The following is a 25,243-nucleotide window of genomic DNA, read 5'->3' as shown; positions in this document are numbered from 1 at the left end:
CGGCGGTTAGTCGAGGGGGTGGCCCAGGCGGATGAGGCGGCGCCCGCCGCGCTCGACGACCTCGCTCACCGTCCACACGCGCTCGGCCACCACCGTGCCGTCCATGGTCATGTAGCCGCCCACGCGCAGCACCGGGCGGCCGGTGTCGTCGAGGGTCAGCTCCGCGCGCGACTCGGAGTCGTCGCCGAAGCGCAGCAGCAGGTCGTCGAACTCGACCGGCGCGTCCAGGATCATGCCGGGGGCCAGCCGGGGGTCGGAGGTCTCGATGAGGTCCATCCGCCCGCACTACCCAGGAAAACGGGGGATAGCGGTTACCAGGGTTCATGCGGTGAAATATCTCCGGACCCTCAACAAAAGGCTGGAGTTTCGCAGTGCCCCTGTTCGATCTGCCGCTTGACCAGCTCCGCGACTACCGCCCGGAACGCGACGAGCCCGCCGACTTCGACGACTTCTGGGCCCGTACGCTGAGCGAGGCGCGCGAGTTCGCCCTGGACGCCGTCTACACCCCCTACGACGCTCCCTACGCCCACGTGGACGCGTTCGACGTCTCCTTCTCCGGCTGGGGCGGGCACCGGATCAACGGCTGGTTCCTGACGCCGCGCGGCGCCGATGGGCCGCTGCCCTGCGTCATGCACTACATCGGCTACAGCGGCGGGCGCGGCTTCCCGCACGACCACCTGCTGTGGCCGGCGGCCGGGTACGCGGTGTTCGTCATGGAGACGCGCGGCCACGGCGGCGCGAACTTCGCCAGCCCGGGCACCACCGCCGACCCGCACGGCAGCGCCAACGCGCAGGCCCCCGGCATGATGACGCGCGGGATCATGGACCCGGACGACTACTACTACCGGCGCGTGTTCACCGACGCGGTGCGGGCGGTCGACGCGGCGGCGGAGCACCCCGCCGTCGATCCCGGCCGCATCGTCGTCTCCGGCGGCAGCCAGGGCGGCGGCATCGCGCAGGCCACGGCCGCGCTGCGCCCGGGGGTCCTGGCGGCGCTCGTCGACGTGCCGTTCCTGACGCACTTCCGCCGGGCCGTCGAGATCACCGACCGCGACCCGTACCAGGAGATCGTGCGCTTCCTGGCGAGCCGGCGCGAGGTCGCCGACCAGGTGTTCCGCACGCTGTCGTACTTCGACGGGATGAACTTCGCCGCCCGCGGCCGGGTGCCGGCGCTGTACTCGGTGGCGCTGATGGACCTGACCTGCCCGCCCTCGACGGTGTTCGCGGGCTACAACCACTGGCAGGGCGCCAAGGAGATCACCGTCTGGCCGTGGAACGACCACGAGGGCGGCAGCGGCTACCAGCGTGAGGAGCAGCTCCGCTACCTGCACAAGCTGCTGTCCGCCTGACACGCCGCCGGTCCGGTACGGGCGCGTACCGGACCGGCGGCGTGGGCGTGCGGGGTCAGGCTGTGTGGTCAGGCTGGGCGGTCGGTGACCAGGAACGACACCGCCCCCTGGTCGTCGGCGCCCGCGTCGAGTGACTTGTCCTCCAGCACCGTGGCGGCCACCGGGTCGAGGTAGACGCGGGCCCCCTCGGCCTCCACCACCTCGTCGGCCGGCTCCGGAGCCGTCGCCAGCGACAGGGTCAGCGAGTTCGCGCTGTCGCCCTGGGACGAGATGCGGATGCCGCTCTGGGCCGGCTGGGGCGCCGTCGCCGTCAGGTCGCGGATGGCCTGCGCTGCGTTGGCTGTCAGGGTGAGCACCAGGGCTCCTCCTCGTTTTCGACGTACATGAGTTGCCTGCCCTTCCCCCTTCCACCGGACCCAACCATCCGCGGCCGAAATCTTTACCGTTCGGTGCGCGCCGCCCGGCGCGGCATGGCGCTGCGGAGAACGCGAACACCTTATTACTGTTCGTGGTTGACATCTCGCTGACAGTGATTCGGGGGACCGTTCATGCGTATCCGATCTCTTGCCCTGCTGGTGGCCGCGGGGGCTGCCGCTGCCGCCGTGTCCGGCTGCGCCGACGCCAGGACCTCGGCGGGGCTGCAGTCGCCCGCCCCCTCGCCCACGGCGACGGGCACGGCCTCTCCGGGGGCGCTGTCCGACCAGGACCGGATCTGGATGAAGAAGATCCACCAGGGCAACCTGGCCGAGATCCAGGCCGGTGAGCTCGCGGCGGACAAGGCGACCGGGGCCAAGGTCAAGGAGGTGGGCGAGCTGCTGGTCAAGGACCACACTGCGCTGGACGAGCAGCTCACGGCCGCCGCCGGGAAGCTGGGCGTCAAGCTGCCGTCGAGCGCGACGAGCACGCAGAAGAAGGCCGTCCAGGCGCTGGAGTCGGCCGCCAAGGCGGACTTCGACGAGGAGTTCCTCGCGGCGATGCGGGTCGAGCACCGCAAGGCCGTCGCCGAGACGCAGACGGAGCTGAAGAAGGGCTCCTCGCCCGAGGTGAAGGCGATGGCCGAGGACGCGCTGCCCAAGCTGCAGCACCATCTGGACATGATCAAGGAGGCCGGGGCGGGGAACTGAATCCCGGGATCCGGCAAAACCTGCCCGTCAGGCGTGCGCTTATAGAAATGCGGGGTATTTGTCCGATTTGAGCCACCTGTCGGCCATGACATAGGCCGCGGGACGAACAATTCGGGGGAATCGTCGTGGCTATGCAAACAGAGATCCGCAGTCTGCTCGACTGCCATGTCATCGGCTCGGACGGCCAGCACATCGGCAAGGTGGGCCAGGTCTTCCTCAGCGACCGCACCGGCGAGCCGGAGTGGGTGACGGTGCGGACCGGCATGTTCGGCATGCGGCAGACCTTCGTGCCGCTGGCCGGCTCGCGCCGCTCGGGCGGGGAGATCCGCGCCCCGTACGACAAGGAGACCATCAAGGGCGCGCCCAACGTCGACGTGGACGACCGCCTGACCCTGGAGGAGGAGGCCGCGCTCTACCGCTACTACGGCCTGCAGCCGTCGAACATCCCGACCCAGCGCAAGCCCGAGACGGGCACCGGGACGACCGGCACGACCGGCACGACCGCGGGCAGGGGCACGGCGGCGGGCACGGCGGCGGGCGCCGGCCAGGCGATGCGGGGGCGCGAGCGCGATCGCGAGGGCGACATCGACATGACCCGCTCCGAGGAGCACATGCACGTCGGCAAGGAGCGCCGCGAGGCCGGCCACGTGCGGCTGCGCAAGTACGTCGAGAGCGAGGACGTCGAGGAGACCGTGCCGCTCGCGCACGACGAGGTCGTGATCGAGCGTGAGCCCATCAAGGACGGCAGCTCCATGGACGCCAGGATCGGCGAGGACGAGGAGGTCATCACCCTGTACGAGGAGCGGCCCGTCGTCGGGACCGAGACCACGCCGGTCGAGCGGGTGCACGTGCACAAGGAGCGGGTCAGCCGCGAGGAGAAGGTGCGCGGCAAGGTGCGCAAGGAGCACCTCGACGTGGAGCAGGACCAGGACGGCAGGCCCCTGGACGAAGGCGTCCGCCGCGACCGCGACAGGCGCGGCGACCGCTGAGCGGGCGGCCGCCGGCCCGGATGTGGCGGGAGCGCACCGCGTTTCCCGCCATTTCCTAATAAAGTTATAGATTCAATCGAATATTGTATTGTCAAGCTCAGTCAAGTCGCCTGTCAGAAGCTTTTTGCGAGGCTTGACATAAAGCTCGACCTCGTTGAGCATCGCGCAGGTCGCGCCGATCTCGGGATCGCATCCCGCGCTCTCCTCGGCGACGATTCTGACGTGCCTGCCCCTGACCGGCGGGTCGAACGTCACATGACGCAGCGCGTAATCGGTGCGGTCCGTGACCGTCGCCACCGGCTCGCCCCAGGAGACCCCGTCGTCCGAGACGTACACGCGGGCGCTCGCCGGATGCCCCGGCCGCAGGCTGAGCCCGAGCCGGGTGAACCGCTGCCGCTTGCCGAAGCCGAGCGTGAGCGTGCCGGGCCCGCCGGCGGCCACCGCGCCCGACCAGTAGGCGGTGCTCCCGTCGAAGGCCCCCTCCGCGCGCGTGCGCGGCCGTGACGGGCTCGACCAGGTCATCGTCGAGTCCACGGCGAGCGCGCCCGACCGGTGCAGCGCCGCCAGGTCCAGCCTGCCCGGGGCCGGCTCCGGCAGGTCGATCGTCCGGTGCCGGATCCCGTACCAGCTCCCGTGCTCGAACAGCCCGCTGTCCGGGCAGGCGGTCTCGTTGAGGCCGCCGCCGGGCAGCAGCCCAGGGAGCTTGCAGTTGTCGAACACCTGCAGCAGCCGGTGCGGCCCGACCGCCGCGATGCCGGTGTAGCCGGACGTGCCGTGCGCGTCGTAGACGCCGTCGCGGTTGTGGTAGGTGACCCGGGGGTCCTCCCACGTCTCGCCGAGCCCGTCGGGTGAGAGCGCCAGCCACACGTCCGGGCGGCCCGCGCTCAGCACCAGGGTCCCGCCCGGCATCAGCAGCAGCCGCGGCGCCACCCCGCGCACCACGCAGTCCTGGCCGGCGAAGGTCAGCTCGCGCACCGGCGACCAGGTGACGCCGCCGTCGGCCGAGCGGCTGGTGGCCAGCGTGGCGTACTGGCCGCCCTCCCGGCGCAGCACCGCCAGCAGGCTGCCGTCGGCCGTCTGCTCGATCGCCGCCTCGTTGTACACGTGGATGCCGGACGGCCTTGCGATGACGCCGCGCCGGGTGAACGTCCTGCCGCCGTCCGCGCTGGCGTACACCTCGGCCTGGTGCTTGCCGGTGTCGGTGTAGCGGGTGTAGACGCTCACCAGGATCGTGCCGTCGGCGAGCTGGATCGGCAGCCCGTGCGCCACCCCGCCGCCGATCAGCTCGCCGGGGCTGGTGAACGTGGCCTCGGTGCGCGTCCACGGCTGCCCGAGCCCCGGGGAGGTGAACACGCCGAGCCGGTTGGTGTGCTCGTCCTGCCTGGTCAGGTAGTACGCGGTGGCGAACAGGCTGCCGTCGTGGAGCTGGATCGGCGCCTCGCGCAGCGGCGTGTCGGCGGGCGCGCCGAACGTCAGGCCGCCGTCCGTGGACGCGGCCTCGGCGCTCTTGTACGACTCCATCACGGCGTCGGCGTTCCGGGAGTAGGTGACGAGCACCCGCTGCGAGGGCGACCCGTCGGCCTCGGCGGTGTCGATCGCCGTGGCGTTCGGGAAGCCGGCGAAGTCCAGCCGCTGCCGCGTGTCGGGCTCGGCCGCCGGGGGGTGCGGGGCCGGGTGGATCCAGCCCGGCTCGGTCAGCCGCGTGTCGGGCACCCGGCAGTACGCGACCCCCGCCGCGCTCCGGGTGGCGGGCAGCATCGGCAGGAGGCAGGCCGCCGCGACGACCGCGACGGAGCCCGCGTATCGGGGTCCCCCGCTGTAACCGCGGGGTCGCCTTTTCCCGGCCTCAGGGGACGTTCATCTTGCCTTAGCGCCATATCCGGACTGTAGATCACGAAAGGCGCGATGAGCCGCATTTACCTGACGAGTCCTGCCGAAATGGCGCACGGGCGCGGCTGGAGCGGCGTTCGGGGCGCCCTGCGGCGGGCGAGGCGCTTGCCCAGCCTGCCGAACGGTAAACCAGCCGCCTTCGTTAAGTGCCAGTTGACAGAAGGGGGGCTATTGGCAGGATCATGACTCACAGAATTAGTGGAAGTTTACAGAGGCACGGCTGACCGCACCCCCACGGTAGGAGCCCAACGTCATGTCCCTCCACACCGACAACTACCGCCACCCCTACAGCGCCGACCCGCCGCGCCGGCCGCGCTTCGCCGTGCTGGAAGCCCCGCCGGAACTCCCCCCGGAAGAGCCCGACACCCAGGTGGCCGAGCGACTCCAGCAGATCCGGGAGATCTCCCACCGGGCCATCGGATCCATCGACGACTTGCTCAAGCGCACCGCCTGATCGCGGGACCAGCGGGGGGATTCCGCCGGGAGCGCACCGGCGGGACCACACGGGACGACATCTCAGCAAAGAGGAGTGTCATGCAGGGTCAAACGCGACTGGCGTCGGCAGCACGGGACGTCGGAGCTCACCGTCCACGCGTCATCGCGGGTGTCGCACGCCCGCAGAGCGTCACCGAGGTGCGCGCCGTGGTCCGCCGCGCCGCCGCCGACGGACACCGGATCTACCCGATCAGCACCGGCCGCAACTGGGGGATGGGATCGGGCGTCCCCTCCACCGACGACAACGTGGTCGTCGACCTCAGCGGCCTCGACCGCATCCGCAGCCTCGACCTCGACAACGGCTTCGCCGTCGTCGAGCCCGGCGTCACCCAGGCCCAGCTCGCCGCCGAGCTGCGCGACACGCCGTGGCTGCTCAACGTCACCGCCTCGTGCGCCGACACCTCCGTGCTCGGCAACGCCCTCGAACGCGGCGACGGCTCCGTGCGCTCCCGCATCCAGGACGTCGCCGGCATCGAGGCCGTCATGCCCGACGGCAGCCTCGTCCACACCGGCGGGCTCGACACCTGGGGCCGCTACCGCGGCCGCGTCGCCGGCCCCGACCTGACCGGCGCGTTCGTGCAGAGCAACCTCGGCATCGTCACCGCCATGGCGATCGCGCTGGTGCCCAGGCCGGCCAGCTTCGGCCTCGTGCACGGGCGCATCCCCCGCGACCAGGTCGGCCGGGCCGTGGGCGCGCTGGGAACGTTCCTGCGCCGCGGCAACCCCGCCGAAGGACTGCTGCGCGTCCGCGACATCGCGCTCGTGCCCAGCCGGGGCGGCTGGACCGTCCCTGACGGCGTCGACCCCGAGCTGTTCACCATCGTCGGACCGCTGCTCGGCAGCGGCGAGACCGTCCAGCTCGCCGAGGAGCTGCTGCGCAAGGCGCTGCTGGAGGTCGAGGGCGCCGAGGGCCTGCGCGTCCTGGACGCCACCGCCGTCATGCCCGACGACCCGCTCTACCCGCGGGCGCTCATGGCGCAGGGCATCCCCACCTGCCGCGGCGTGCACAAGGCGCTCGGCGTGACCTCCTGCGACCAGATCGACACCGGCAAGATGGGCTTCCTCGCCCTGCTGCCGCAGCTCCCGATGGAGTCGCGCTCCACCGACAACATCCTCCAGGTGCTGCGCGCCGCCGTCGAGTGCAACGGCACCGCCGCCATGCTGGAGTGGAACCTGATCAGCAGGAACCTCGCCAACGGCGTCATCCAGATCTTCTTCGACCGCGACGACGCCGACGCCGTCAGCCGCGCCCACCGGCTCCGCCAGGACGCGGGCGGCCTGCTGCGCGGCCACGGATGCGCCATCTACCGCTCCGACATCGACAACTCCGCCGCCGACCTCTACGCGCAGAGCACGCCCGACACCCTCGGCATGCTGCGCAGGCTCAAGACCGCGATGGACCCGTACGGGCTGGTGTCGCCCGGACGTTACAGCGCTTGACCGACCCCCGTCCGCCGGCCGGCGCGCCAGGGCCGGAACCCCGCGCCGGCGGCGGTCAACCATAGGCTCTCATGGAGGTGACCACGTGCCCTCGTCACCAGCGGCCATCCAGGCAGGAGGCCCCGCCGTCCGGCGCGGAACCCTGCTCCGGCTCGTAGGAGCGGGCGTCATGCTGGCGGTCATGGCCGACATCACGGCCACCACGATCGCCGTCGGCCTGATGCGCCACACCGACGCCGGCAACGGCATGCCGCTGAACGACCTGGTCTGGCTGACCAGCGCGGCCTTCGTCCCGATCGCGGCGCTGCTGGCGACCGCCGGTCGCTGGGCCGACCTGTTCGGCAGGCGGCGCGTGCTCGTCATCGGGCTGCTCGTGTTCGTCATCGGCGGCATCGCCACCCTCACCATGCCCACCTGGCCGCTCGTGCTGGCCGCCCGGGCCGTGCAGGGCGCGGGCGCCGCCGCGATGATCCCCGCCAGCCTCGCCGTCCTGCTCGGCGAACTGCCCGAGCACCAGCGGCGCGGCGCCATCGCGCTGTGGAGCTCCGCCTCCGGCCTCGGCTGCCTGCTCATGCAGGCCGGCGCCGGCTGGCTCGCGGGCGCCTTCGGCTGGCGCGCCCTGTTCGCGCCCGTCGTCGTCGTCGGCCTGCTGCTCCTCGTCGCCAGCGCCTGGCTGCCCGAGGGCAGCGCCCGCGCCCAGGCAAGGAGCAGGCCCGACATGATCGGCGCCGTGCTGCTGGCCGCCGCCATCGCCGCGCTCGTGCTCGCCATCTCCAAGGTCACCGCCTGGGGAGCCGACGCGGGCTGGCTCGCCTGCGGCGCCCTCGTGCTGCTCGCCGCCGCGCTCGCGCAGGCCCGCCGCCACCGGGTGCCCGCCATCGACCTGACGCTCTGGCGCCGGCCCGGGTTCGCCTGGGGCTGGCTGGCCACGTGGGGATTCGGCGTCCTGTCGTACGGGCTGCTCACCCTCCAGCCGCTCTACCTGATGCACGTGGGCTTCTCCATGATGGAGGTCGCCCTCTGGCTGACCCCGACCTCGATCGCCATGGTGATCACCGCCTGGCTCGGCGGCAAGATCGTCCGCAAGATCGGGCCGTACGGGCTCATCTACCTCGGCGCCGCGGTCTCCGGAGGCGCCTGCGTCGTGGCGCTCGCCCAGACCGGGCCGACCCTGTGGGGACTGGCCGCCAGCGTCGCCGTCGGCGTCGGCGTCGGCGCCCTCGCGCCCGGCACCTCCATGGCCACCACCCTGGCCGCCCACCCGCACCAGTACGCCTCCGCGGTCGGCGCCGCCGTCATGTCCCGCATGGTCGGCGGGGCCGTGGGCGTCGCCACCGTCTCGGTCGTCATCGACCACCCGTTCATGGCCGGGCCCATGGGCGGACTCGCCAGCGCGCTCGCGCTGTGCGTGGCCGTCTCGGTGCTCATCGGCAGCCTGGCCCTGATCAAGATGCTCCGCATGCCGCACGCCACCGGCGAGGTCATGGTACTGGTGCCGCGCCGCATGCTCCTGGAGCTCCGCAGCACGCTCGCCGCGGTCGCCGCCGAGGCCGACGCGCTGCTGCCCGCCCAACCCGGAGAGCGCCCGGCAGCCGCGACCGGCCGAGCCCCCCATCCCGTACCAGCTCCGCGGCGAGCCCAGGCCCATGCCATGAGGGCCACCCCCGGCTCGTCCACCCGCGCCCATGGGGGCACGCGTCTCGTCCGATCATCAGAAGGGCTCTCGTCATGGCAATGACATCCTGCGACGTCGCGATCGTCGGCGCCGGGCTCGGCGGCTGCTTCCTGGCACTGCTGCTGGGACGCGGCGGCAAGCACGTCGTCGTCGTGGAGCAGGGGCCGTCCGTCCCCACCGCCGGCGCCGACTTCGTCAAGCGCCCCGGCATGCAGGTGCTCGCCCGCCACGGCCTCATCGGCCTCGTCGAACGGCAGGCGCTCAAGCGCGACGTCGTCCGCTACTACCACGACGGGCAGCCGATCCAGGAGTGCCGCTACCCCGACGGGTTCCTCATCCGCCCCTACCGCGAGCTCGTCGAGGTCATCTACTCCTCCTGCGCGATGGAAGGCGTCGAGTTCCTGTTCGACGCCCGCATCGACCACCTGGCCGCCGACGGCGACCGCATCGGCCACCTGGTCCTCGCCGACGGCCGCGAGCTGCGCGCCGGCGTCGTCATCGGCGCCGACGGCACCCGCTCGGCCGTGCGCCAGGCGCTCGGCGTCGAGAAGAAGACCACCGCGTACCCGCACCTGCTGCGCGTGGCCACCGTGCCGCTGACGGCCAGCATCGCCCAGCTCAACCGGCTCTACTTCGACTCCAGAGGCTGGTTCAGCTACCTGTACCCGGTCGACCAGGACCAGGCCAGGGTGTTCGTCGGCCTGCCCGGCGACGCCGAGCCCAGCACGCCCGAACTGCTCGACGGCCTCCGCTCGTTCGTCACCGACAACGCCGACGCCTTCGGCGTGCTCGGCAACGCCGCCTGGCAGACGATCCCCATCTCCGCCATGCGGGTGCCCGCCTACCACCGGGGCAACGCCGCGCTCCTCGGCTCCGCCGCGTTCGCCTGCCACCCGATGACCGGCATGGGCATGAGCTACACGCTGCACGACGCCGAGATCCTCGCCGAGGCCGTCATCGGCGCCGGAGGCGACCCCGCCCGGCTGGAGAAGGCGCTGGAGGACGCGTACGAGCCCCGCAGGCGCGCGCACGGCGAGCTCATCGACTACGGCGACGCCCTGGCCGGGACCTACCATGACAAGGACGCCTACCTGCGGACGTTCCGCCAGGACCTGCACGTGTTCGGCGACACGCCGCCGATGGACGAGCAGTTCGTCACCCGGCTCTGACCCCCCGCCGTGGTAGGGCCAGCCCTACCGCGAAGACGGGTGGCAGCGGCAGTCCGCCGGCCGGGCGCGACCGCGATGCTTGAGCGATATGACGATCGACCAAGCCCCGGCACGCCCGGCCCGGCAGGGCAGCGACTTCGCCGGCCTGTCCCGCCGCATCGCCCAGGCAGGGCTCCTGGAGCGCAGGCCCGTCTACTACGCCGTCCGCATGACCCTGGTGGCCGCCCTGTTCGCCGGCGGCTGGACCGCCTTCGCCCTCGTCGGGGACTCCTGGTGGCAGATCCTCGTCGCCGTCTTCCTCGCCGTGATGTTCGCCCAGGTCGCGCTGCTCGCCCACGACCTGGCGCACGGCCAGGTGTTCCGCTCCCGCCGCCGCAGCCGCGTCGCCGGCCTCATCGCCGGCAACCTCGGCATCGGCCTCGGCTACGGGTGGTGGACCGACAAGCACACCCGCCACCACGCCAACCCCAACCATGAGGACCACGACCCCGACGTCTCGCCCGACGTGCTCGTCTGGTCCGTCAAGCAGGCCGAGAACAGCAGCGGCGTGGCCCGCTTCGTCGGCCGGTGGCAGGCGTTCCTGTTCTTCCCGCTGCTCACGCTCGAAGGCCTCAACCTGCACGTCTCCAGCCTGCGATCGCTGCGCCGCCCCACGCTCAAGAACCGCGGCACCGAGGCCGCCCTGCTCATCGCCCACGACGTCGCCTACCTGGCCGCCGTGTTCGCCGTCCTGCCCGTGGGCAAGGCGCTCGTCTTCCTCCTCGTCCACCAGGCGTGCTTCGGCGTCTACCTCGGCTGCACGTTCGCCCCCAACCACAAGGGCATGCCGGTCCTGACCGCCGAAGACGAGCTCGACTTCCTGCGCAAGCAGGTGCTCACCTCACGCAACGTCCGCGGCGGCCATCTCGTCAACGTGGCGCTCGGCGGGCTCAACTACCAGATCGAGCACCACCTGTTCCCCAGCATGCCCGCGCCCAACCTGCGCCGCGCCCGGCCCATCGTGCGCGACTACTGCCGCTCCCTCGACGTCTCGTACACCGAGGCCGGGCTCCTCGCCTCCTGGGGACAGGCGCTGCGCCACCTGCACGAGGTCGGCCGCCCGCTACGGTGAGGGCAGCACCACCAGCTCCGCGCCGTCGCCGTCCTCCGACACCTCGAACCCCGCCTCCGCCAGGACCGTCCGTAACGCCAGCCGGACCGCCACCCGGATCGTCGCCCCCCGCGCGCCGTCGCCGCGGGCGGGCACGTCCCACCGGACCACCACCCCGCGGCCCGGCTCCCGCCACACGCTCAGCCCGCCGTCCGCCGGGGCCGCCGCCCGCTCGATCGTGAACCCGGCGTCGATCAGCTCCCGGCGGACCAGCCGCTCCAGGTCCGGGCTCACAGCGTGCATCCCGTACGACTGCCCGAGGACGGGCGCGGCGAACCTGGCCGCGCTAGGCTCGGCGGGATGCTGATCGCTGAGGCCCGGCGCGTCGCGGGGGAGTGGGCACGCGAGGAGGGGGCGCGGCTGCCCGGGTTCGCCGGGGCGTTCCTCACCGGGTCCGCCCTGTGGGCCGAGCCCGGCGACGACCTCCCCACCGGCTCCGACGTGGACGTGATGGTCGCCCTCGACCCCGTCCCCCTCGCCGGGGGCGGCAAGTTCCGGCACCGGGGGGTGCTGCTGGAGGTCTCCTGCCTGCCCGCCGACGCCGTCGCCGACGCGGAGACGGTCCTCGCCGACTACCACCTCGCGGGCGCCTTCCACCGGCCCGGCGTGCTCGCCGACCCCGCCGGGCGGCTCACCGCGCTCCAGCGCGAGGTCTCCCGCCGCTTCGCCGAACGCCGCTGGGTCCTCGCCCGGACCGGCCACGCGCTGAGCCGGGTACGCGCCTTCCTGGCCGACGTCGTCACCCCCGGCCGCCCGGGTATGACGGAGGAGGCGCACGTCACCGCCTGGCTCTTCGGCACCGGCGTCACCGCGCACGTCCTCCTCGTCGCCGGGCTGCGCAACCCGACCATCCGCCGCCGCTACGAGGCCGCCGGCGAGCTGCTGGCCGCACGCGGGCTGCCCGGGTGCCACGAACACCTGCTCGACCTGCTGGGCAGCGCCGCCCTCACCCCCGCCAGGGCCCGCCGCCACCTGGCCGCCGTCGAACGCGCCTTCGACCACGCCGCCCCGGTCCACGCGCCCGCCTACCGCTTCTCCTCCGACATCAGCAGGGCGGCCCGGCCCGTCGCCGTCGACGGCAGCCGTGACCTCCTCGACCGCGGCCTCCACCGCGAAGCCGCCTTCTGGCTCGTCGCCACGTACGCCCGCTGTCTCGCCAAACTCGCCTCAGCGGGCCGGCGGCCCCCGGCGGTCCTGCTGGACGGCTTCCACGCCCTCCTCGCCGACCTCGGCGCCGACACCCCGCAGGCCCGCCGCGACCGCGCCACCCGCGTCCTCGCCGCCCTCCCCGCCCTTACCGGGATCGCCCACACCCTGGCTCCCCCCTGACCCTCGCGGACGTGGGCACCCCCGCCCCCGCGCCGGACCACCCGCGCCGGACCGCCCGCGCCGGGCCGTCCCACGCTGACCTCGTCCGCCTCCAGGGGGCCGGATCCCCGGGTCGCGTCTCAGCGGCCGTCGAGGAGGCGGTATTCGGGGCCGAGGGCGGCGGAGGTGGCGTCGCCGATGAAGTCCAGCGGGAAGCCCAGGGAGAAGGGGACCGCGGCCTCCAGGCGGCGCAGGGCGTCGTCGGGCAGGGTGACGGCGGCGGCGCCGAGGTTGTCGCGGAGCTGGCCGGGGCCGCTGGCGCCGATGATGGGGTGGACGGCGCGCGAGCGGGCCATCGTCCAGGCGATGGCGACCTGCGAGGCCGTGGCGCCGAGCTCGGCCGCGACCTCCAGCACCGCGCGCGCCGCCGCGTGCTCGCGCTCGCCGAGGGAGCCGGGCGCGACGCGGGTGCCGGGCGCGACCGGCGCGCCGCCGGTGAACTTGCCCGACAGGACGCCGCCCGCCAGCGGCCCCCAGGCGGCGACGCTCATCCCGAGCTCGCCCGCCATCGGCAGCAGCTCGCGCTCGATGTCGCGCCACAGCAGGTTGTACGGCACCTGCAGCCCGGCGAAGCGGGTCCAGCCGCGCCATTCGGCCAGCGTGTCGGCCCGGCTCACCACCCACGCGGGAGCGTCCGACATACCCACGTACAGGACTTTCCCGGCGCGGACCGCGTCGTCGAGGGCGCGCATGGTCTCCTCGATCGGCGTGTGCCGGTCCCACATGTGCACCCAGAACACGTCGACGTAGTCGGTGCGCAACCGGCGCAGGCTGCGTTCGAGTGACAGGACGAGGTTCTTGCGGTGGTTGCCGGAGGCGTTCAGGTCGGAGGGGTCGCGGCTGAGCGTGTACTTGGTGGCGAGCACGAACCGGTCGCGCCGCCCGGCCAGCAGCTCGCCGACGACCTCCTCGCTCTCCCCGTACGCCGAGGCGGTGTCGATGACGTTGCCCCCGGCCTCCGCGTACAGGTCGACCATCTCGCGCACCTCCGGGGACGCCTCGCGGAACGTCATGGCCCCCAGGAACAGCTCGGAGACCCGCAACCCGGTCCGGCCGAGCAGGCGATAACGCATGTTGTCCGTACCCTTTCGTCATGAGCGGTCCCCGCCCACGATGCCGTGCTGGTCGCGCCGGAGGGAGACCGGCCCGATACCGGCCCTGCGGGGGCCACCCTGAGCCCGTCCGATCCGTACACTTCGTCCCCGTGAGTGACAACGAGCTCGGCTCCTACCTGCGCGCCCTCCGTGAAGCCGTCCGCCCCGCCGACGTGGGGCTGCCCGCGGGCCCCCGGCGGCGCACCCCCGGCCTGCGCCGCGCCGAGCTGGCCACGCTGGCGGGCGTCAGCGTCGAGTACCTCACCCGGCTCGAACAGGGCCGCGACCGCAAGCCGTCGCCGCAGGTGCTGGGCGCGCTCGCCGACGCGCTGCGCCTGCCTCCGGGCGAGCGGCTCCACCTGCACCATCTCGTCAAGGTCAACACCGGTGAGAGCGCCCTGTGCCCGGGCATGGACCAGCCGCCCGCGCGGGCCGTGCGCGCCACCGTCCGGGCCGTGCTCGACCGGCTGGAGCCCGCCCCGGCCGTGCTGGTCAACCGGGTGTACGACGTGCTCGCGCACACCACCGGTTACGCCAGGCTCGCCGGGCCGCTCGGCGTGCTCGACGGTGAGGCGCCCAACCTGGCCCGTCATCTGTTCACCGATCCGCGGGCCAGGGCCGCCTTCCCGGACTGGGAACGCCTCGCCGCCGCGCAGGCCGTCGAGCTGCACCGCGCCGCCGCGCTCGCCGACGTCCAGGCCCGCGCCCTGGTGGACGAACTCGCCGTCACCGCCGGGGCCGCGTTCACCGGCCGCCCGGCGCTCACGGCCGCGGAGCCCGGCGCGTACCGGGTCGTCCATCCGGAGGCCGGCGAGCTGCGGCTGACGCCGGAGACCCTGGAGATCCCCGACGCGGACCAGCGGCTGATCGTCCACCTGCCGGGCGACGCCGCCACGGCCGCGGCGCTCGACGCGCTCGCGGAGCGGCGTCCCCGCGCGCTCACCGGCTGAGCACGGCAGGGCGGGCCCCGCCGCCACCGGCGGCGAGGCCCGCTGTCGGAACCCCCGGTCAGCCGGGCGGGATCCGGCCGTCCTTGGCGACCGGGACGCCGAGCTGGACCGCCGCGGTGAGCGTCGCCCGCTCCTCGGGCAGGCGGGCGAGCACCGGGTTGAGATGCCGCAGCGCCAGGTCGACGGGCGTGATCGCGCGCGCCGTGATGTCGTACTTCTCCAGATCGATCCACCGGACGATCTCCAGCACGTCGGCCGGGATGTCGTCGCCGCCCTTGTACACGGGCACGCAGAGCTGGCGCGAGTAGCTCACCCGCACGTCCGCCGTCGGGATCTTGCCGACGAGCACCGGGTTGAGCTGCTGGAGCGTCAGCGCCCTGTTCATCGGCACGTTCGGGGTGGCGCCGTAGCAGAGCAGGTCGACGTGGCTGGCGACCCGCAGCACCTCCGCCGGGGGCAGCACGCCGTTCTTGGCGACCGGGACGCAGAGCTGCTCCGGCCGGTTCAGCGTGATCTGCTTGCGCGGCACGTCACGCAGGACGGGGTTGAGCTGGCTGAGCACGAGCGGCTTGTTCGCCGCCGGCCCGGTGACCCGGTAGCACGACAGGTCCACGAACCGGATGAAGTCGAGCACCCCGTCCGGCGGGATCACGCCGTTCTTGGCGACGGGGACGCACAGCTGGTCGCGCTGGCCGAGCGTGACCTGCTCGCTGCGCAGGCCGCTGAGCACCGGGTTGAGGTGGCGCAGCGTCAGCCCGACGGCGGGCGGCTGGTAGGGGCTGGTCTTGAAGCACTCCAGGTCGAGGTTCGACACCAGTTGCAGCGGGGTGGGCAGCGCGACGGCGCTGACGGGCGGGGTGACGAGGAAGACCAGCGCGACGAGTCCGACGATCGCCGATAAGGCGCGGCGGACCCGGCGCGTGGGGCGGCGTTCTGCGGGGGCGGGCGGTTGCATGCTTCTCCTCAGGGTGCTGGACGGCGGGCGAGCGAGGGCTGGACGGCAGCACGCGCGGGTGGGACGGGCCGGTGAGACGGACCGGTCGGCGAAGGAGAACGCGTCGCGCGGCTCTCACCGTCGTGCGTGGCCGACCTGACAACGCGACTGTCCGCCGCGTGAACCACCCGGTCAACCCCACGAATGAGGGGCGAGGCTCAGCCGGTCACCGTGAAACCCAGGGCGCTCGCGACGACCGTGGCCTGGAAAGGGTCGATGATCGCCCGGTTGACCGCCGTGACGTGCGGGTCGAGGCTGCCCAGGTCGCTGCCGCGCAGGTCGCAGCCGGTGAGGTCGGCGCTGTGCAGCCACGCGCCCGACAGGTCGCACCGCCTGACCTCCGAACCCTCCAGCCGGGCCCCGGTCAGGTCGGCCTCACGCAGCCGGACGTCGTGGAAGGAGCTGCCGCGCAGGTCGGCGCCCGGCAGGCCGGCGAACGACCAGTCGCCGCCCTCGACCTTGAACAGGCCGAACGTGCAGCCGTCGAACATGCTGCCGGTCAGCTTGCAGCCGCGGAACGTCGCGTCGAAGAAGGAGGAACGCGAGAACGTGCAGTTGAGGAAGCTGGCGTCCTCGTGCTCGGAGACGTTGAAGCGCACGTTGCTGAACGTGCACTCCTCGAACGCCGAGCCCCGGTCGACCAGCTCGGTCATGTCGACGTCGACGAACAGCACCCGGTGATAGGTCTCGCGGATCAGCTCACGGCCGTCCCAGTCGGCGGACCTGATCGCCGACTCCGTCGGCGGCGCCGGGACCCCGTGCTTGCGGTCGGCCATCCAGCCCGTCACCCCTTCCGCGCCCAGCGCTCACCTCGGAGGACCAGCCTGCCATCGCCCACCGACAGAAAACGCGCCCGGGGTCAGGCGCGCTTGGCGATGGCCTCGAACAGCGGCTGCACCAGCTTGGCCGCCAGCGGGCCGAACGCCGCCAGGATCAGCACGTACGCCGCCGCCAGGGGCCCGAGGTCGGGATGCGCCCCGGCCGCCACCGCCAGACCGGCGATGACGATGTTGAACTCGCCGCGCGGCACCAGCGCGATGCCGGCCCGCGCCTGACCGGCCTTCGAGATCCCCGCCCGGCGGGCCGCGTACATGCCGGTCAGCAGCTTGGTGATCATGCTGACCAGCGCGAGGGCGGCGGCCAGCCCGGCCACCGGGAGGATCTTCGCCGGGTCGGTCTGCAGGCCGAAGAAGACGAAGAAGACCGCCGCGAACAGGTCGCGCAGCGGCGCGAGCAGCGCCTGCGCGTCGTGCGCGAGCTGGCCCGACAGCGCGATGCCGACGAGGAACGCGCCGACCGCCGCCGACACCTGGAGCTGCTGCGCCAGCCCGGCCACCAGCAGCGCCAGGCCGACGACCTTCAGCAGCAGCACCTCGGAGTTCGGGCTGGAGACGAACGCCTCGATCCACTTGCCGAACCTGAGCGCGACCAGCAGCACCACGCTCACGGTGCCCAGCGCGATCGCCACCGTCACCGCGCCGCTGAGCAGGCTCAGCCCGGCGAGCATCGCCGTCAGCACCGGCAGGTAGATCGCCATCGTGAGGTCTTCGAACACCAGCAGCGACAGCACCGTGGGCGTCTCGCGGTTACCGATCCATCCCAGGTCGGACAGGACCTTCGCGGTGATCCCGGACGAGGTGGCGTACGTGACGCCCGCCATCGCCACGGCCGCGACCGGGCCCCAGCCGAGCAGCAGGGCGCAGATCGCCCCCGGCGCGGCGTTGAGCACCAGGTCGACGATGCCCGCGCGGGCGTTGCTCTTCAGGCTCGTGACGAGCTCGTCGGCGTTGTACTCGAGCCCCAGCGTCAGCAGCAGCAGGACGACGCCCAGCTCCGCGCCGACGGAGATGAACTCCTCGCTGGTGGCCAGCGGCAGCACGCCGCCCGTCCCGAAGGCCAGGCCGGCGATCAGATAGAGGGGGATGGGCGAGATGCCGGCGCGCAACGCCAGCGCGCCCAGCACACCCAGACCAAGAAGTACGGCACCGAATTCGAGGAACAGGATGGCGGTGTGGTGCACCCGCGGCCCTTAACCTTCGGCCAGGATGTCGGCGACCTCGGACGTGCTGTCGGCGGTGCCCACCACGACGACGATGTCGCCGGCCGCGAACACGAAGCCGGGGCCCGGGCTGGCGACCACGTTCCCGTTGCGCACCACCGCCACGATGGAGGCGTTGGTGCGGGTCCGGACGCGGGCGTCGCCCATCGGGCGGCCGGCGTACGGGGAGCCCGGCGGGATCGCGAGCTGGAGGCTGACCAGCCCCTCGACCTCCTGGTGCGCCTGGTTGAGCCGCTGCACGATGCGGGGGGCGCCGAGGAGCTCGACCAGGGCGTCGGCCTCCTCGTCGTTCAGCTTGACGACCTCGCAGGCGCGGTCGGGGTCCTCGCGATCGTAGATCACCAGGTCGCGGCGGCCGGTGCGGTGCGAGACGACACCGACGCGTTTGCCGGACTGGGTGGTGAAATCATGGCGCAGCCCGATCCCGGGCAGTGCCGTCTGCTCGACCTCCACCGGTCTATCCCACCCATCAAGTCCGGAAATATCCCGAATACCCTACCAATGCTCTCTGCTGGGTTTGTCCATACAGAAGCCCTCTTCAGGGCACAACAGGCTCCCCTCGCGGCCACAGACCGAGCCCGGTTCGGTCGCCCCCGCACGCAGGCAGGGGTCTCGCGGGCGTCCGGCGGGATCGCGGACAATGGACGGGCCCGGTGATCGGCCCTCAGCGAACGGAGCCCGCATGACGCAGTTACCGCGCCCCACGGCGACCGGCCCGATCCGGCTCATGCTGGTGGAGGACCACGACATGGTGGCCGAGGCGCTGGGCGCGGCGCTGGGCGAGGCGGCGGGCATCGACCTGGTGGCCACGGCCGCGACCGTGGCGGCGGCGGTGGCCGGCGCCGGGAGGTGGCGCCCCGACGTGGTGGTGCTGGACCGGCGGCTGCCCGACGGCGACGGCGTCGCGGCCATCGGCCGCATCCGGGAGGCGGCGCCGGGCGCGCGCGTGCTGGTGCTGACGGCCGAGGCGTCGGCGGACGTGGCCGCGCGGGTGGTGGAGGCCGGGGGAGCGGGCCTGGTGGTGAAGACGTCGCCGCTGCGGGAGCTGGAGTCGGCGGTCCGCGAGGTGGCGGCGGGCGGCGTGGTGTTCGGGCCGGCGCTGCTGCCCGGGGTGCTCGACCGGCTGGCGGGCCGGGACCGCGGCCCGGGCGGGACGCTCACCGGGCGCGAACGGGAGACGCTGCTGCTGCTCGCCGACGGGGTGAGCACCGAGCAGATGAGCAGGCGGCTCGGGGTGGCGCGCAACACGGTGCGCAACCACGTGCAGCACGTCCTGGAGAAGCTGGGGGCCCGCTCGAAGCTGGAGGCGGTGGCGATCGCCCGCCGCGAGGGCCTGCTCGACTGATGCGTTTGCACCAGGCGGACCGGGGCGGATGCGTCTCGTGATCGACGGGCGCGCTGCCCGACAGTAAAGGCATGGGCACGGAGGTCGGGCCGTTCAGGCTGGAGCACCGCCTGGCCGAGGAGATGGGCAGCATCACGGCGGCCCGGCGGATCGCCCGCGACGCCATGGACGCCTGGGACTACCACGGCTCCCGCGACGACGTGCTGCTGGTGGTGTCGGAGCTGGTCACCAACGCGCTGCGGCACGGCTCGGGCGAGCCGGTGCTGCGCATCACCGGCGGCTCGTGGCACGTCCGCGTCGAGGTCGGCGACGACGCGGAGCGGCTGCCGGAGGCGCGCATGCCCGGACCGGCCGACGGCTGGGGCCTGCACGTCATCGGCGAGCTGTGCACCCGCTGGGGCGTCACGCCGCACACGGGCGGGAAGGTGGTCTGGTGCGAGCTGACAGCCGGGGAGCGGGCGGTGTGACGAGCGCGCGGCTGTGCGAAGCTGCGGTATGCCCGAGCAGAGCGACCTGGAGCTGCTGGTCCAGAACGTCGTCGACTACGCGATCTTCATGCTGGACCCGCGCGGACACATCGTGAGCTGGAACGCCGGCGCCGAGCGCATCAAGGGGTGGACCGCCGGCGAGATCGTCGGCCGCCACTTCTCGGCGCTCTACCCGCCCGCCGACGTGGCGGCGGGCAAACCGGCGCGCGAGCTGGAGGTGGCCGTCGCGGAGGGCCGGCTGGAGGACGAGGGCTGGCGCGTCCGCAAGGACGGCACCCGGTTCTGGGCGAACGTGATCATCACCGCGCTGCGTGACGACCAGGGGCGGCTGCGCGGGTTCGGCAAGGTGACGCGCGACCTGACCGAGCGGCGCGCGGTCGAGCGGGCGCTGGACGAGCGCGGCAGGCTGCTGGCGCACCTGGTCCACGCGCAGGAGATGGAGCGCCGGCGCATCGCCTGGGACGTGCACGACGACACGATCCAGTCCATGGTGGCGGTGGGCATGCGGCTGCAACTGCTGGCCACGCGGCTGACGGGCGAGCACCAGGCGGCGGTGACGCGGCTCAACGACACGGTCGACGCCGCCGTGGGCCGGCTGCGCAACCTCACCTTCCGGCTGCACCCGCCGGGCATCGACAGCACCGGCCTGGTCGAGGGGCTGACCCGCTACCTGGACCAGGTGGTGTCGGGCGACGGGCTCACCTACGAGCTGACCCACGACCTGGCGGCCGAGCCGCCGCCGGAGACGTCGATCACGATCTTCCGCATCTGCCAGGAGGCGCTGACGAACGTCCGCAAGCACGCCCGCGCCCGCGCGGTGACGGTCCGGCTGGCCTCGGCGGAGCAGGGCGTGCACGTCTGGGTGAACGACGACGGCCACGGCTTCGAGCACGCCGGGGAGAACGACCCCGAACCCGGCCATTTCGGGCTGATCGAGATGCGGGAGCGCGCCGAGATCGCGGGCGGCTGGTGCGCCGTGCGCGGCAACCCGGGAGAGGGGGCGACGGTCGAGTTCTGGGTGCCCGCCGTCTCCCGGGGCGAGCCGTGAGCGACCCGGTCACGGTGCTGGTCGCCGATGACGAGCCGCTGATCAGGGAGGTGCTGGCCGAGGTGCTGGAGGCCGAGCCGGGACTGACCGTGGTGGCGGTGGCGGCCGACGCGGGGGAGGCGGCCGAGCTGGCGGAGCTGCACCGGCCGGCGGTGGCGGTCCTGGACGTGCGGATGCCCGGCGGCGGCGCGTGGGCGGCCCGCGAGATCCGCCGCCGCTCGCCCGCCACCCGCGTCGTGGCGTTCTCCGCCTACGGCGACTCCGGCTCGGTGGCCGAGATGCGCCGGGCGGGCGTCACCACGTACCTGCTCAAGGGCCTGCCCAACACGGCCATCGTGGCGGCGGTGCGCCGGGCCGCCGCCGGCTAGACCCGGCGCGGCGCTCAGGACATGGACGTGTCCGGCCAGGTCCACGAGCTGATCGCGGGGGCGTCCTCGCCGTGCAGCCGGGTGTGGGCGCGGGCCTGGAGGCGGGCGTCGGCCATCCGCTGGCGCAGGTGGGCGGCCCGGGCGCCGAGGCCGGGGACCCGGTCGACGACGTCCATGACCAGGTGGAAGCGGTCGATGTCGTTGAGCATCGCCATGTCGAACGGCGTGGTCGTGGTGCCCTCCTCCTTGTAGCCGCGCACGTGCAGGTTGGCGTGGCCGTGGCGGCGGTAGGTGAGCTGGTGGATCAGCGTCGGGTAGCCGTGGAAGTCGAAGATGATCGGCCTGTCCGTGGTGAACAGCGTGTCGAACTCGGCGTCGGACATGCCGTGCGGGTGCTCCGAGGATGGCTGCAGCCGCATCAGGTCCACCACGTTGACGACCCGCACCTTCAGGTCCGGCAGCTCCTCGCGCAGGATCGCGGCCGCCGCAAGCGTCTCCAGCGTGGGCACGTCGCCGGCGCAGGCGAGCACCACGTCGGGCTCGGCGCCCGCGTCGCTGGAGGCCCACGGCAGGATGCCCAGGCCGCGCGTGCAGTGCGCGATCGCCTCGTCCATCGTGAACAGGTCGAGCACCGGCTGCTTGCCCGCCACGATCACGTTCACGTAGTCGCGCGAGCGCAGGCAGTGGTCGGCCACCGACAGCAGCGTGTTGGCGTCCGGCGGCAGGTAGACGCGCACCACCGACGCCTTCTTGTTGACGACCACGTCCAGGAAGCCCGGGTCCTGGTGGCTGAAGCCGTTGTGGTCCTGCCGCCACACGTGCGACGACAGCAGGTACGTCAGCGACGCCACCGGCCGCCGCCAGGGGATCTTCTGCGACGACTCCAGCCATTTGGCGTGCTGGTTGAACATCGAGTCCACGATGTGGATGAACGCCTCGTAGCAGTTGAACAGCCCGTGCCTGCCGGTCAGCAGGTAGCCCTCCAGCCAGCCCTGGCACAGGTGCTCGCTCAGCACCTCCATCACGCGGCCGCCGGGCGCCAGGTGCTCGTCGGTGGGCAGCCGTTCGGCGTTCCAGGCCCGGTCGGTGGCGTCGAAGACGGCGCTGAGCCGGTTGGAGGCGGTCTCGTCCGGGCCCATCAGCCGGAACGTGCGCGGATTGTCCCTGATGACCTCGCGCAGCAGCGTGCCGAGGACCTTGGTCGGCTCGCTCGCCTGCGTCGCCGGCGACTTGACCTCGACGGCGAACCTGCGGAAGTCGGGCAGCCGCAGCGGCGACAGCAGCTCGCCGCCGTTGGCGTGCGGGTTGGCGCTCATCCGGCGCCCGCCCTCCGGGACCGTGCCGAGGACGCCCGCGACCGGCCGCCCGCCGCTGTCGAACAGCTCCTCCGGCCGGTAGGAGCGCATCCACTCCTCCAGCATCGCCAGGTGCTCGGCGTTGTCGCGCACCGCCGCCAGCGGCACCTGGTGGGCGCGCCAGGTGCCCTCCACCGGCAGCCCGTCGACCTCGCGCGGGCCCGTCCAGCCCTTGGGCGTGCGCAGCACGATCATCGGCAGCCTGCGGTCCGCGCCCTCCCGGTAGGCGGCGATCTCCTCGAACGCCTCGTCCAGGGTGGCCGCCATCTCGCCGTGGTCCGGGCCCACGACGTGCGGACGGTACCCGTACCCCTCCAGGAGTTTGAGCAGGTCGGCCTCCGGGATGCGGGCCAGCAGCGTCGGGTTGGCGATCTTGTAGCCGTTCAGGTGGAGGATCGGCAGCACGACGCCGTCACGCTCGTGGTCCAGCAGCTTGTTGGAGTGCCAGCTCGCGGCGAGAGGGCCCGTCTCGGCCTCGCCGTCGCCGATGACGCACGCCACCACCAGGTCCGGGTTGTCGAACGCGGCCCCGTAGGCGTGCGCCAGCGCGTAGCCGAGCTCGCCGCCCTCGTGGATGGACCCCGGCGTCTCCGGCGCCACGTGGCTGGGCACCCCGCCGGGGAAGGAGAACTGCCGGAACAGCCGCCGCATCCCCTCCGCGTCCCGCGTGACGTCCGGATAGCGCTCGGTGTAGGAGCCCTCCAGCCACGCGTGCGCCACCGCCGCCGGGCCGCCGTGACCGGGACCGGCGATGTAGATCATGTCCTGGTCCCGCTCCCGGATCACCCGGTTCAGGTGGGCGAAGCAGAAGTTCAGGCCCGGTGTCGTGCCCCAGTGGCCGAGCAGGCGCGGCTTGATGTGCTCCGGCCGCAGCGGCTCGCTCAGCAGCGGGTTGTCCAGCAGGTAGATCTGGCCGACCGACAGGTAGTTGGCCGCGCGCCAGTATGCGTCGACATGGTCCATGCCGTCCCCCCTGCCCCGGCAGGGCGGGGCGTAAGCGGCGGGCCGCGAGCGGGTACGGGACCGGAGCCGGACGCTCGGCTACAGTGCCCGCATGGCGCTGAGAAGCTCACGGTGGTATTCGGGCGACGACAGGAACTCCTACATCCACCGGGCCTGGATGCGCAGAGGCTTACCGCGCGAGGCCTTCGACGGCGAGCGGCCGCACATCGCCATCGCCAACACCGCCTCCGACCTGACCCCCTGCAACTCCCACCTCGGCGAGGTGGCCCGCAGCGTCTCCGACGGCGTCTGGGCCGCCGGCGGCGTCCCGCTCAACCTGCCCGTGATGTCACTCGGCGAGACGAACGTCCGCCCCACCGCCATGCTCTGGCGCAACCTGGCCGCCATGTCCGTCGAGGAGATGCTGCGCGCCAACCCGATCGACGGTGTCGTGCTCCTCGGCGGCTGCGACAAGACGATCCCGTCGCTGCTCATGGCCGCCTCCTCGGTCGACCTGCCGGCCGTCGTCATGCCCGGCGGGCCGATGCTCACCGGCCACTTCCGCGGCGTCCCGCTCGGCTGCGGCACCGACGTGTGGCGGCTCAGCGAGGAGGTGCGCGCCGGCACGCTGTCGCGCGAGGCGTTCCTCGACTCCGAATCCTCCATGATCCGCAGCCGGGGCCACTGCAACACGATGGGCACCGCCTCCACCATGGCCTGCATGGCCGAGGCGCTCGGCATGACGATCCCCGGCACCGCCGGCATCCCCGCCGCCGACAGCCGCCTGCTCGAACGCTCCCACGAGACCGGCCGCCTGGCCGTCGGCCTGGTCCGCGAGGGACGCCGGCCGAGCGACGTCATGACGCGCGGCGCGTTCCTCAACGCGATCGTCACGCTCGCTGCCATCGGCGGCTCCACCAACGCCGTCATCCACCTGCTGGCCATCGCCGGCCGCCTCGGCGTCGAGCTCGACCTCGACGACTTCGACCGCACCGGGTCGGGCGTGCCGCTGCTGGCCGACCTGCAGCCCGCCGGACGCCACCTCATGGACGACCTCTACCGGGCGGGCGGGCTGCGCGCCCTCCTCAAGGAGGTCGCCGACCTGCTCCACGACGAGCCCACCGTCACCGGCGCGCCGCTGTCCGCCTGCCTGGACGACGCCCGCATCTGGGACGAGACCGTCATCAGGCGGCGCGCCGACCCGCTCCTGCCCGACGCCGGCATCGCCGTGCTGCGCGGCAACCTGGCGCCGTCGGGCGCCGTCATCAAGCCCGCCGCCGCCTCGCCCGAGCTGCTGCGCCACCGCGGCCGCGCCGTCGTCTTCGACAGCGTCGAGGACGTCCACGCCCGGCTCGACTCGCCCGACCTGGACGTGGACGAGACCTCCGTGCTCGTGCTGCGCGGCTGCGGCCCCAAGGGCTACCCCGGCATGCCCGAGGTCGGCAACCTGCCGCTGCCCGCCAAGCTGCTGGCCAAGGGCGTGCGCGACATGGTCCGCGTCAGCGACGCCCGCATGAGCGGCACCGCCTACGGCACCGTCGTGCTGCACGCCTCGCCCGAGTCCGCCGCCGGCGGGCCGCTGGCGCGGGTCCGCACCGGCGACCCGATCGTGCTCGACGTGGCCGCCCGGCGGCTCGACGTCGACATCCCCGACGCCGAGCTGAACTCCAGGCCGCCCGTCGCCGACGGCCACGCCAGGCCCGCCCGCGGCTGGGAACGCCTCTACATCGACCACGTGAACCAGGCCCACCAGGGCGCCGACCTGGACTTCCTGCGCGGGTCGAGCGGCGACGCCGTGGGCCGCGATTCCCACTGACCGGCAAACCGGCCGGCAAAGAGTCCGCTCCGCCATGCGCGGAATGAGGACCGGGGGGTACGGGGTTGCGGGACGATGTGACCGGCCGGCGGTGATCGGCCGGATGAGATCGGATTGACGGTGCCAGGAGGAAAC

Annotated in this window: 25 protein-coding genes; 15 read left to right on the top strand and 10 right to left on the bottom strand. The window is 73.0% G+C overall.

Annotated features, from left to right (window positions below; all coding sequences use genetic code 11):
- Window positions 1–6: 6 nt before the first annotated feature.
- A complete protein-coding gene (locus tag ACWDXC_RS21495) occupies window positions 7–276 on the bottom strand; it encodes a hypothetical protein (RefSeq protein ID WP_219513919.1) in 270 nt (89 codons plus the stop codon).
- Between the two features lie 95 nt (window positions 277–371).
- Between ACWDXC_RS21495 and ACWDXC_RS21490 the strand changes: the two genes are divergently transcribed.
- Window positions 372–1,349, top strand: a complete 978-nt coding sequence (locus tag ACWDXC_RS21490; RefSeq protein WP_449984571.1) for an acetylxylan esterase — start codon at window positions 372–374, stop codon at window positions 1,347–1,349.
- Between the two features lie 68 nt (window positions 1,350–1,417).
- On the opposite strand, the gene ACWDXC_RS21485 is transcribed toward ACWDXC_RS21490, so the two are convergent.
- Window positions 1,418–1,705 (bottom strand): Fe-S cluster assembly protein HesB, encoded by a 288-nt coding sequence (locus ACWDXC_RS21485; protein ID WP_219513915.1) that lies wholly within the window; start codon window positions 1,703–1,705, stop codon window positions 1,418–1,420.
- 192 nt (window positions 1,706–1,897) lie between these two features.
- Here ACWDXC_RS21485 and ACWDXC_RS21480 point away from each other — a divergent pair, with 192 nt between their 5' ends.
- Window positions 1,898–2,473 carry a DUF4142 domain-containing protein gene (locus ACWDXC_RS21480; RefSeq protein ID WP_449984568.1) on the top strand — a complete coding sequence of 192 codons (576 nt, stop codon included), beginning with the start codon at window positions 1,898–1,900 and terminating at the stop codon, window positions 2,471–2,473.
- Window positions 2,474–2,604: 131 nt separating this feature from the next.
- Window positions 2,605–3,462 (top strand): PRC and DUF2382 domain-containing protein, encoded by an 858-nt coding sequence (locus tag ACWDXC_RS21475; RefSeq protein ID WP_449984566.1) that lies wholly within the window; start codon window positions 2,605–2,607, stop codon window positions 3,460–3,462.
- A 72-nt stretch (window positions 3,463–3,534) separates the two neighbouring features.
- On the opposite strand, the gene ACWDXC_RS21470 is transcribed toward ACWDXC_RS21475, so the two are convergent.
- A complete protein-coding gene (locus ACWDXC_RS21470) occupies window positions 3,535–5,220 on the bottom strand; it encodes an exo-alpha-sialidase (RefSeq protein WP_449984563.1) in 1,686 nt (561 codons plus the stop codon).
- Between the two features lie 385 nt (window positions 5,221–5,605).
- Here ACWDXC_RS21470 and ACWDXC_RS21465 point away from each other — a divergent pair, with 385 nt between their 5' ends.
- The 5 genes from ACWDXC_RS21465 (at window position 5,606) to ACWDXC_RS21445 (ending at window position 11,242) form a co-directional block, all read left to right on the top strand.
- Complete coding sequence (locus tag ACWDXC_RS21465; RefSeq protein ID WP_219513901.1) at window positions 5,606–5,806, top strand: hypothetical protein; 201 nt, start codon at window positions 5,606–5,608, stop codon at window positions 5,804–5,806.
- 80 nt (window positions 5,807–5,886) lie between these two features.
- A complete protein-coding gene (locus tag ACWDXC_RS21460; protein WP_357588444.1) occupies window positions 5,887–7,287 on the top strand; it encodes an FAD-binding oxidoreductase in 1,401 nt (466 codons plus the stop codon).
- Window positions 7,288–7,372: 85 nt separating this feature from the next.
- Window positions 7,373–9,025, top strand: coding sequence for an MFS transporter (locus tag ACWDXC_RS21455; protein ID WP_449984559.1), 1,653 nt, complete (start codon window positions 7,373–7,375; stop codon window positions 9,023–9,025).
- Window positions 9,016–10,131, top strand: a complete 1,116-nt coding sequence (locus ACWDXC_RS21450; protein ID WP_449984556.1) for an FAD-dependent monooxygenase — start codon at window positions 9,016–9,018, stop codon at window positions 10,129–10,131. The genes ACWDXC_RS21455 and ACWDXC_RS21450 overlap by 10 nt, the downstream gene beginning before the upstream one ends.
- 88 nt (window positions 10,132–10,219) lie before the next feature.
- Window positions 10,220–11,242, top strand: a complete 1,023-nt coding sequence (locus tag ACWDXC_RS21445) for a fatty acid desaturase family protein (RefSeq protein ID WP_449984554.1) — start codon at window positions 10,220–10,222, stop codon at window positions 11,240–11,242.
- On the opposite strand, the gene ACWDXC_RS21440 is transcribed toward ACWDXC_RS21445, so the two are convergent.
- Window positions 11,234–11,515: a hypothetical protein gene (locus ACWDXC_RS21440; RefSeq protein WP_449984552.1), complete on the bottom strand. Its 282-nt coding sequence runs from the start codon at window positions 11,513–11,515 to the stop codon at window positions 11,234–11,236. The genes ACWDXC_RS21445 and ACWDXC_RS21440 overlap by 9 nt on opposite strands.
- A gap of 66 nt (window positions 11,516–11,581) precedes the next feature.
- Here ACWDXC_RS21440 and ACWDXC_RS21435 point away from each other — a divergent pair, with 66 nt between their 5' ends.
- Complete coding sequence (locus ACWDXC_RS21435) at window positions 11,582–12,610, top strand: hypothetical protein (protein ID WP_449984549.1); 1,029 nt, start codon at window positions 11,582–11,584, stop codon at window positions 12,608–12,610.
- A 119-nt stretch (window positions 12,611–12,729) separates the two neighbouring features.
- Here the strand turns inward: ACWDXC_RS21435 and ACWDXC_RS21430 are convergent, their stop codons facing one another.
- A complete protein-coding gene (locus tag ACWDXC_RS21430; RefSeq protein WP_449984546.1) occupies window positions 12,730–13,722 on the bottom strand; it encodes an aldo/keto reductase in 993 nt (330 codons plus the stop codon).
- A 131-nt stretch (window positions 13,723–13,853) separates the two neighbouring features.
- Between ACWDXC_RS21430 and ACWDXC_RS21425 the strand changes: the two genes are divergently transcribed.
- A complete protein-coding gene (locus tag ACWDXC_RS21425; RefSeq protein WP_449984543.1) occupies window positions 13,854–14,693 on the top strand; it encodes a helix-turn-helix domain-containing protein in 840 nt (279 codons plus the stop codon).
- 58 nt (window positions 14,694–14,751) lie between these two features.
- Here ACWDXC_RS21425 and ACWDXC_RS21420 read toward each other — a convergent pair whose 3' ends face one another.
- From ACWDXC_RS21420 to ACWDXC_RS21405, 4 genes are all read right to left on the bottom strand, one after another.
- Complete coding sequence (locus ACWDXC_RS21420; protein ID WP_449984540.1) at window positions 14,752–15,648, bottom strand: hypothetical protein; 897 nt, start codon at window positions 15,646–15,648, stop codon at window positions 14,752–14,754.
- Between the two features lie 197 nt (window positions 15,649–15,845).
- Entirely contained in the window at window positions 15,846–16,463 is a 618-nt protein-coding gene (locus tag ACWDXC_RS21415; protein WP_449984538.1) for a pentapeptide repeat-containing protein, read from the bottom strand.
- A gap of 83 nt (window positions 16,464–16,546) precedes the next feature.
- A complete protein-coding gene (locus ACWDXC_RS21410) occupies window positions 16,547–17,707 on the bottom strand; it encodes a cation:proton antiporter (protein WP_449984535.1) in 1,161 nt (386 codons plus the stop codon).
- Window positions 17,708–17,716: 9 nt separating this feature from the next.
- Window positions 17,717–18,199, bottom strand: coding sequence for a cation:proton antiporter regulatory subunit (locus ACWDXC_RS21405; RefSeq protein WP_449984533.1), 483 nt, complete (start codon window positions 18,197–18,199; stop codon window positions 17,717–17,719).
- A gap of 229 nt (window positions 18,200–18,428) precedes the next feature.
- On the opposite strand from ACWDXC_RS21405, the gene ACWDXC_RS21400 reads away from it, so the two are divergent.
- From ACWDXC_RS21400 to ACWDXC_RS21385, 4 genes are all read left to right on the top strand, one after another.
- Entirely contained in the window at window positions 18,429–19,091 is a 663-nt protein-coding gene (locus ACWDXC_RS21400; RefSeq protein WP_449984530.1) for a response regulator, read from the top strand.
- Window positions 19,092–19,162: 71 nt separating this feature from the next.
- Window positions 19,163–19,558, top strand: coding sequence for an ATP-binding protein (locus ACWDXC_RS21395; RefSeq protein WP_375075111.1), 396 nt, complete (start codon window positions 19,163–19,165; stop codon window positions 19,556–19,558).
- Between the two features lie 28 nt (window positions 19,559–19,586).
- Complete coding sequence (locus tag ACWDXC_RS21390) at window positions 19,587–20,627, top strand: PAS domain-containing sensor histidine kinase (protein WP_219518854.1); 1,041 nt, start codon at window positions 19,587–19,589, stop codon at window positions 20,625–20,627.
- Window positions 20,624–20,995 (top strand): response regulator, encoded by a 372-nt coding sequence (locus tag ACWDXC_RS21385; RefSeq protein WP_449984525.1) that lies wholly within the window; start codon window positions 20,624–20,626, stop codon window positions 20,993–20,995. The genes ACWDXC_RS21390 and ACWDXC_RS21385 overlap by 4 nt, the downstream gene beginning before the upstream one ends.
- 14 nt (window positions 20,996–21,009) lie before the next feature.
- On the opposite strand, the gene ACWDXC_RS21380 is transcribed toward ACWDXC_RS21385, so the two are convergent.
- Window positions 21,010–23,313 (bottom strand): phosphoketolase family protein, encoded by a 2,304-nt coding sequence (locus ACWDXC_RS21380; protein WP_449984522.1) that lies wholly within the window; start codon window positions 23,311–23,313, stop codon window positions 21,010–21,012.
- 91 nt (window positions 23,314–23,404) lie between these two features.
- Between ACWDXC_RS21380 and ACWDXC_RS21375 the strand changes: the two genes are divergently transcribed.
- The gene (locus ACWDXC_RS21375) at window positions 23,405–25,108 is read left to right on the top strand and encodes an IlvD/Edd family dehydratase (RefSeq protein WP_449984519.1); all 1,704 of its coding nucleotides are present in this window, start codon (window positions 23,405–23,407) and stop codon (window positions 25,106–25,108) included.
- Window positions 25,109–25,243 lie beyond the last annotated feature (135 nt).

It is taken from the genome of Nonomuraea sp. NPDC003214, from assembly GCF_053590035.1.
This window is presented reverse-complemented; position numbering and strand designations above follow the sequence as displayed.

What these genes read in the sequence shown, in the direction of transcription:
- ACWDXC_RS21495 (WP_219513919.1), bottom strand. Translation starts at nt 276, where the DNA reads ATGGACCTCATCGAGACCTCCGACCCCCGGCTGGCCCCCGGCATGATC.
- ACWDXC_RS21480 (WP_449984568.1), top strand. Translation starts at nt 1,898, where the DNA reads ATGCGTATCCGATCTCTTGCCCTGCTGGTGGCCGCGGGGGCTGCCGCT.
- ACWDXC_RS21475 (WP_449984566.1), top strand. Translation starts at nt 2,605, where the DNA reads ATGCAAACAGAGATCCGCAGTCTGCTCGACTGCCATGTCATCGGCTCG.
- ACWDXC_RS21470 (WP_449984563.1), bottom strand. Translation starts at nt 5,220, where the DNA reads ATGCTGCCCGCCACCCGGAGCGCGGCGGGGGTCGCGTACTGCCGGGTG.
- ACWDXC_RS21465 (WP_219513901.1), top strand. Translation starts at nt 5,606, where the DNA reads ATGTCCCTCCACACCGACAACTACCGCCACCCCTACAGCGCCGACCCG.
- ACWDXC_RS21460 (WP_357588444.1), top strand. Translation starts at nt 5,887, where the DNA reads ATGCAGGGTCAAACGCGACTGGCGTCGGCAGCACGGGACGTCGGAGCT.
- ACWDXC_RS21450 (WP_449984556.1), top strand. Translation starts at nt 9,016, where the DNA reads ATGGCAATGACATCCTGCGACGTCGCGATCGTCGGCGCCGGGCTCGGC.
- ACWDXC_RS21445 (WP_449984554.1), top strand. Translation starts at nt 10,220, where the DNA reads ATGACGATCGACCAAGCCCCGGCACGCCCGGCCCGGCAGGGCAGCGAC.
- ACWDXC_RS21435 (WP_449984549.1), top strand. Translation starts at nt 11,582, where the DNA reads ATGCTGATCGCTGAGGCCCGGCGCGTCGCGGGGGAGTGGGCACGCGAG.
- ACWDXC_RS21430 (WP_449984546.1), bottom strand. Translation starts at nt 13,722, where the DNA reads ATGCGTTATCGCCTGCTCGGCCGGACCGGGTTGCGGGTCTCCGAGCTG.
- ACWDXC_RS21420 (WP_449984540.1), bottom strand. Translation starts at nt 15,648, where the DNA reads ATGCAACCGCCCGCCCCCGCAGAACGCCGCCCCACGCGCCGGGTCCGC.
- ACWDXC_RS21415 (WP_449984538.1), bottom strand. Translation starts at nt 16,463, where the DNA reads ATGGCCGACCGCAAGCACGGGGTCCCGGCGCCGCCGACGGAGTCGGCG.
- ACWDXC_RS21400 (WP_449984530.1), top strand. Translation starts at nt 18,429, where the DNA reads ATGACGCAGTTACCGCGCCCCACGGCGACCGGCCCGATCCGGCTCATG.
- ACWDXC_RS21395 (WP_375075111.1), top strand. Translation starts at nt 19,163, where the DNA reads ATGGGCACGGAGGTCGGGCCGTTCAGGCTGGAGCACCGCCTGGCCGAG.
- ACWDXC_RS21390 (WP_219518854.1), top strand. Translation starts at nt 19,587, where the DNA reads ATGCCCGAGCAGAGCGACCTGGAGCTGCTGGTCCAGAACGTCGTCGAC.
- ACWDXC_RS21380 (WP_449984522.1), bottom strand. Translation starts at nt 23,313, where the DNA reads ATGGACCATGTCGACGCATACTGGCGCGCGGCCAACTACCTGTCGGTC.
- ACWDXC_RS21375 (WP_449984519.1), top strand. Translation starts at nt 23,405, where the DNA reads ATGGCGCTGAGAAGCTCACGGTGGTATTCGGGCGACGACAGGAACTCC.